The sequence below is a fragment of the Vagococcus fluvialis genome (assembly GCF_048815235.1).
Taxonomy (GTDB): Bacteria; Bacillota; Bacilli; order Lactobacillales; family Vagococcaceae; genus Vagococcus.
Window position 1 is genome coordinate 93,287 of sequence record NZ_JBMEAO010000014.1, and the last position, 6,326, is coordinate 99,612.

Annotated in this window: 5 protein-coding genes and 1 tRNA gene; 3 read left to right on the forward strand and 3 right to left on the reverse strand. The window is 33.0% G+C overall.

Annotation, left to right across the window (positions count from 1 at the left end):
* Positions 1-28: 28 nt before the first annotated feature.
* A complete protein-coding gene (locus tag ACODH8_RS10370) occupies positions 29-643 on the reverse strand; it encodes a TetR/AcrR family transcriptional regulator (protein WP_332466975.1) in 615 nt (204 codons plus the stop codon).
* A gap of 277 nt (positions 644-920) precedes the next feature.
* Here ACODH8_RS10370 and ACODH8_RS10375 point away from each other — a divergent pair.
* Positions 921-994: transfer RNA gene (locus tag ACODH8_RS10375), tRNA-Arg, on the forward strand.
* Between the two features lie 50 nt (positions 995-1,044).
* Here ACODH8_RS10375 and ACODH8_RS10380 read toward each other — a convergent pair.
* Positions 1,045-1,728 (reverse strand): O-methyltransferase, encoded by a 684-nt coding sequence (locus ACODH8_RS10380; RefSeq protein ID WP_332467029.1) that lies wholly within the window; start codon positions 1,726-1,728, stop codon positions 1,045-1,047.
* 152 nt (positions 1,729-1,880) lie between these two features.
* Between ACODH8_RS10380 and ACODH8_RS10385 the strand changes: the two genes are divergently transcribed.
* Positions 1,881-3,812, forward strand: a complete 1,932-nt coding sequence (locus ACODH8_RS10385) for a fructose-1,6-bisphosphatase (RefSeq protein ID WP_332466974.1) — start codon at positions 1,881-1,883, stop codon at positions 3,810-3,812.
* Positions 3,813-3,867: 55 nt separating this feature from the next.
* Here the strand turns inward: ACODH8_RS10385 and ACODH8_RS10390 are convergent, their stop codons facing one another.
* Positions 3,868-5,310: a nicotinate phosphoribosyltransferase gene (locus tag ACODH8_RS10390; protein ID WP_332466973.1), complete on the reverse strand. Its 1,443-nt coding sequence runs from the start codon at positions 5,308-5,310 to the stop codon at positions 3,868-3,870.
* A 136-nt stretch (positions 5,311-5,446) separates the two neighbouring features.
* On the opposite strand from ACODH8_RS10390, the gene ACODH8_RS10395 reads away from it, so the two are divergent.
* Positions 5,447-6,226, forward strand: coding sequence for a DUF92 domain-containing protein (locus ACODH8_RS10395; protein ID WP_332466972.1), 780 nt, complete (start codon positions 5,447-5,449; stop codon positions 6,224-6,226).
* The last annotated feature ends 100 nt before the right edge of the window (positions 6,227-6,326 follow it).

Sequence of the window (6,326 nt, forward strand, 5' to 3'; positions counted from 1 at the left end):
TCTATTTTTGACCTCTCTTGCTATTTTTTTAATCCATTTTAGCGATAAAAAATTCTTCTAAGCCAATTTCAATAAATAATTCTGACTTAAATAATTTAGCAACATTAGTCGCCATGTAGTGGTTAGCATAAATTTTACCTTCTACTACCCAAGCATCAGCTATTCCTAATAAAGCATAAACTAAGAAATTATTTAATAATTCTTTTGGTGTTTTTCTAACAGGAATAGAATTACCAAAGCTAACATGTTGTAAAATGTAGTCATACATTTTATCACTAAATAATAAACGGTACTCTTCTGCATCGTTTTCTTTTAATAATGTCACAAAGAATTCTGGTGACTCACCAATGTAGTCAAATACTCTGTCTAATACAATTTTTGGTACCATTTTGTCTTCGTTACCTTCAAAAGGTACGTATTCAACAACATGATCGTAAAAATCTTCAATAATTTCTTCCATGATTGTTTCAACGAATGTGTCTTTATCGCGGTAATGTAAATAGAACGTCCCTCTTGTGACACCGGCTTGATTCGTTAAATCCTTAATATTCATGTCCATCAATTGACGTGTTTTTAATAAATCTAAAAACGCTTGTCTTAATTTTTTACGAGTTTTCACAACTCGTGGATCGATTTTCCCCATTTTGCATTCTTCCCCTTAACTAAATTTAATATTAATTGATTATAAGATAGTTTCCCACAACTTCTAATAACACTTCAATGATTATATATCACATCAACCCTTTTTGTCTAGTAATTTAACCTAAAAATGATTTATTATCTATTTTTCCCTTCTTTTCATTAAATACACGATTTTTAGGTATTCCAACGTGTTTTAACTTTTTTTAACTTTTTTTAAAATAACAGTTGACTATTGTCTCAAAATTGATTATGATATTCATGTTGCTTAAAGCAAACCAGTCGCAGTAGCTCAGCTGGATAGAGCATTCGCCTTCTAAGCGAACGGTCAGGGGTTCGAATCCCTTCTGCGACGTTTATAAAAAAACAAAAGCAAAAGACTTGGTCTTTTGCTTTTTTTGTTGCTTATAATTCAATATTTTCTTTATCTTTAGATATCATTAAAACACCATCACCTAAAGGTAAAATTGTTACTGTTAAGTCAGGATGATTCAACACCACATCATATAATTGATTTAACTTACGATATATAGTTCTCTGACTTTTAGGTATTTCTTTAATATCATGCATCACTGTCCCCGCTTGGAAAACATCATCAATCATTAATACCCCATCAACTTTTAAAACTCTTAAACACTCTGGTAAAAACTCAATATACTTAGATTTAGCACTATCCATAAAAATAAAATCAAAAGGACCATCCAAAGTAGGTAAAACTTCTTTAGCATCTCCTTCAAGTAAAGTCACCTGATCTAAAACACCAAGTTTCTCAAAATTCTTTTTAGCTTTTCTGATCATCACATCAAAACGATCCACAGTTGTCACGTGAGCACCCTCACCCATCGCATCTAACATCAAACTAGCTGAAAAACCAATAGCTGTTCCTATTTCTAATACATTTTTAGCTTTAATTTGTTTTAAGAAAAAAGTTAAGAAACTAGCTGTCTCATTTGGAATAATCGGCACATTATCCTCTGTAGCTTGACGTTGGATTTCTCCTAATTCACCAGTCACTTTATTTTGTCTATTTCTAACTAAATCCAACACTTCGTCCTTTAAAACCGGACGATGCATCATTTCATTTCTCATCATCTCATCCTTCCTCTTAATTCCTTGTTGATTATACAAACTTTTTAATCAGATTACAATTCAAAAAACATACTATTAATTGGTATACATTTGACTAACACTAAATATTATTCTATTATTACATTAAAAACTAATAGAGGTATATTTATAAAATGATAAAAAAAGATAAGTATTTCGACCTATTAAGCACAAAATTTAACTCATCTTCTGAGATTATCAGTGAGATTATCAACTTGAAAGCCATCCTTGATTTACCCAAAGGAACCGAACATTTCGTCAGCGACTTGCACGGAGAGTACAGCGCTTTTCAACACATTTTGAGAAACGGTTCAGGCAATATTAAAGAAAAAATCAAAGAACTATTCCACCATTCTCTATCCGAGCAAGAACAAAATGAATTAGCAACTTTAATTTATTACCCTGAAGACAGACTAAAGATTCTAACTGCAACTAAATCAAATGAGTGGTATGAAAAAACAATTGACCAATTAATTCAATTAATTCGCTTCTGCTCATCAAAATACACTCGTTCTAAATTAAGAAAAACATTCCCAAAACGATTTTCTTATGTCATTGAAGAATTATTATCAGAGACAAATACTCACGACGATAAAAAAAGTTACTCTAAACAAATAATTGAAAACGTTGTCTTTTTAAAACAAGCTGAGAATTTAATTATTGATTTAAGTTACACTATCCAACGATTAGTAGTCGACCACCTACATGTCGTAGGAGATATTTACGACCGTGGACCTGAGCCTGATAAAATTATCGAACGTCTGATGACTCACCACTCTCTTGATATTCAGTGGGGCAACCACGATATCATCTGGATTGGTGCAGCTGCTGGTTCTCCGATTTGCATGATGAACACTATTCGAATCTCAGCTAGATACAATAACCTTTCTATCATTGAGGACACTTACGGCATCAATTTAAGACCTCTTTTAACTTATGCTGAAAAATATTACGATGACAACTCTGCTTTTCAACCAAAAGTAGAAGAAGGGACCCACTTCAGCAAAGAAGAGTTACTTGAAACCAATAAAATACACCAAGCCGCAGCTATCTTACAATTCAAATTGGAAGAGCAACTTGTTAAAAGACGACCAGAATTCATGATGGATCATCGTTTATTATTAAGTAACACTGATTTCGAAAAACAAACTGTTCAAATTAAAGGAAGCACATATAAGCTACACGACACTTGTTTCCACACTGTTAATCCAGATTCCCCTGCCACACTGACAGCTGAGGAAGAAGAAGTAATCAGTCGTTTACTGCACAATTTTATCTACTCAGAAAAGTTAAGACGCCATACTAACTTTCTTTTAGAAAAAGGTAGCATGTATCTCGTACATAACGAAAACCTATTAATTCATGGTTGTGTCCCCCTAAGCGATGATGGTACTTTCCAATCAATCATCTTAGACGGTAAAAACTATAGCGGTAAATCTTTAATTGATTATTTCGAAGTAGCCCTTAGAAAAGCTTATCAAACGCCTCACACGCCTGATAATTACGAAACAGATAGTCTTTGGTACTTATGGTCTGGAGAATACTCTTCTTTGTTTGGAAAAAAAGAAATGACGACTTTTGAACGATACTTTATCAAAGAAAAAGAAACTCATACTGAAGAAAAAAATGCCTATTACGCTCTAAGAGAGAAAGAAGAGACAATACAAGCAATTCTAAAAGAATTCGGTTTAAACGGTCCTGATAGCCATCTAATTAACGGACACACACCTATTAAAGAAATAAAAGGTGAAAACCCTATTAAAGCAAACGGAAAATTAATCGTGATTGATGGTGGTTTTTCAAAACCTTATCAGAAAACAACTGGTTTAGCTGGCTATACTCTTTTATACAATTCTTACGGTATGCAACTAGTGGCTCACAAACCTTTCTCTTCTGTCAAAGAAGTCATCGAAAATCAAGATGACATTTTATCAATAAAACGCCTAGTTGATAGACCTGTCCAAAGAAAAAGGGTAAAAGATACATCTGTCGGTTGTAAAATTCAAGAAGAAATCAATGAATTACAACTACTTTTAGAGTACGTCAATTATCACTATCACAAATAAAAAAACGAGAGCATGTCATCTAACTGACACGCTCTCATTTTTCTAACCTAAATGACTATCTAACACCTTTTTTTACTTTTTCAATTGTATTCATTTTATGTTGCCAACACTCCATTGATAAATCAACTGGATATTTTTGAGGGTTTAAGTTACGTTTATACTCTTCCCACAATGAATCTAAGTTACTTTTAGCAAATTCTTTTATCGATACTAAATCAGGTAAATCATACACACGTTCACCTTCAATATAAATATCTCGAAGTAAAGGACGTGCTTCAAAATTACTAACCGTTTTATTAATAAAGGTATGAACTGGATGGAACATGTATAAATCTTCTTGATCACGAGGATCTTCATGCCATAACGTCACATAATCTCCTTCAGATTTACCATCTTCACCAGTAATACGCCATACTTTCTTTTTACCAGGTGTCGTTACCTTTTCAACATTACTAGAAAGTTTGATTGTATCAATCATTTCACCACGTTGATTTTCTATTGATACTAACTTGTAAACTGCACCTAAAGCTGGTTGATCATAAGCTGTAATTAATTTGGTTCCAATTCCCCACACATCAATTTTAGCTTTTTGCATTTTTAAGTTCAAAATAGTTGATTCATCTAAGTCATTTGATGCGTAGATTTTAGCTTCTGTATATCCCGCTTCATCTAACTGACGTCTAACTTTTTTAGATATGTAAGCCATATCTCCACTGTCTATTCTAACACCTAGAAAATTAATTTTATCGCCCATTTCATCGGCAACACGTATCGCATTAGGTACACCCGATTTCAACGTATCAAAGGTATCCACTAAAAAGACACAATCTTTATGAGTCATCGCATAAGCTTTAAAACCTTCATAATCATCTAAATAAGATTGCACTAAACTATGAGCATGAGTACCTGAAGCCGGCATACCAAAAATTTTAGCCGCTCTAACGTTACTTGTCGCGTCACAACCACCAATATAAGCAGCACGCGTCCCCCAAATAGCAGCATCCATTTCTTGCGCTCTTCTTGTCCCAAACTCCATAACCATATCATCTTCACAAACAGCTCGTACTCTTGCTGCTTTAGTTGCTATTAACGTTTGATAATTAATAATATTTAAAATAGCTGTTTCAATTAATTGACACTGTGCTAAAGGCCCTTCCACTTGGAATAACGGCTCATCGTTAAAAACCATTTCACCTTCCACAACAGATCTAACCGTACATTTAAATGAAAAATCTTTCAAATAGGTTAAGAACTCTTCTGGGTAGTCTGTCACTTCTCTTAAATACGCTATATCACTATCTGAAAAAGATAAATTATCTAAATAATTAACCACTCTTTCTAAACCAGCAAATATGGCATAACCATGTTTAAAAGGCATATCTCTAAAATAGCATTCAAAAACAGAATTTAAATCAGCACGATCTAACTCCCAATAAGTTTTCATCATGTTTAATTGATATAAATCTGTATGTAACGCCAAGCTATCGTCTTTATACATATTGTCTTCTCCATTCCCTTTTTTTGCTCTCACCATTCATTTTACGTCTAAGTAAACAGTTTCTCAACCTTTTTACACTTTATTTTCATCTAACTCACATGATATAGTAAACAAAGAAATCAATTGGAGGAAGAATATGACCATCTTTTTATTAGCAATCGGTTTAATCGGAAGCACTCTTTTAAGCCTTACAGGTTATCATTTTAAAGCTATTTCTTTTGACGGTATTTTTACTACTATCATCACTGGAACTATTATCGCTCTTTCAGGAAACTTAGCCATTTGGAGCTCTATTATCTTTTTATTCGGCTCTTCCTTAGCTATTAAACTGTTCAAATCTATCTTTTTCCCATCTAGTTTAGAACTAGAAAAACAAGTACACGAGAAATTAAACGCTAGAGACTCCTTCCAAATTTTAGCTAACACATTACCAGCAACTCTGTGTATTATCGCTTACCTTATCACAAATAACACTACTTTTGTATTAGCCTATTTAACATCCATTGCTGCAGCAACAGCAGATACATGGGCATCCGAAATAGGAATCCTAAGTAAAAGAAAGACATTTGATTTAAGAAGTTTCACAGTTATCCTAAAAGGTATCTCAGGAGGTATTAGCCTTCTAGGAACACTCGCTTCACTTGTTGCAAGTATTTGCGTTGTTTTCCTTTTTCTCTTTTTCAATCTTTTTCATACGATATCAATTGATTCAAACCAATATATCATCATTATAAGCCTCGGTTTTCTGGGTTCTTTAGTAGATAGCTTCATAGGAAGCTTTTTTCAAGGTTTATTTAAAAATAGTAATCAGGAATTAACAGATAAAAAAGAACACAACCAATTAGTTAAAGGCTTTACTTGGTTAAACAATGACGCCGTCAATATTATCAGGCTCTATAATTTCTACTGTTGGTAGTTTAAAACTATCAACAGTTTTTTTATACAAAAAAACATGTGATATCCGTTAGAATGAAATTGCGAAAGAACAATCTAAGGAGGACACCACATGTCATACT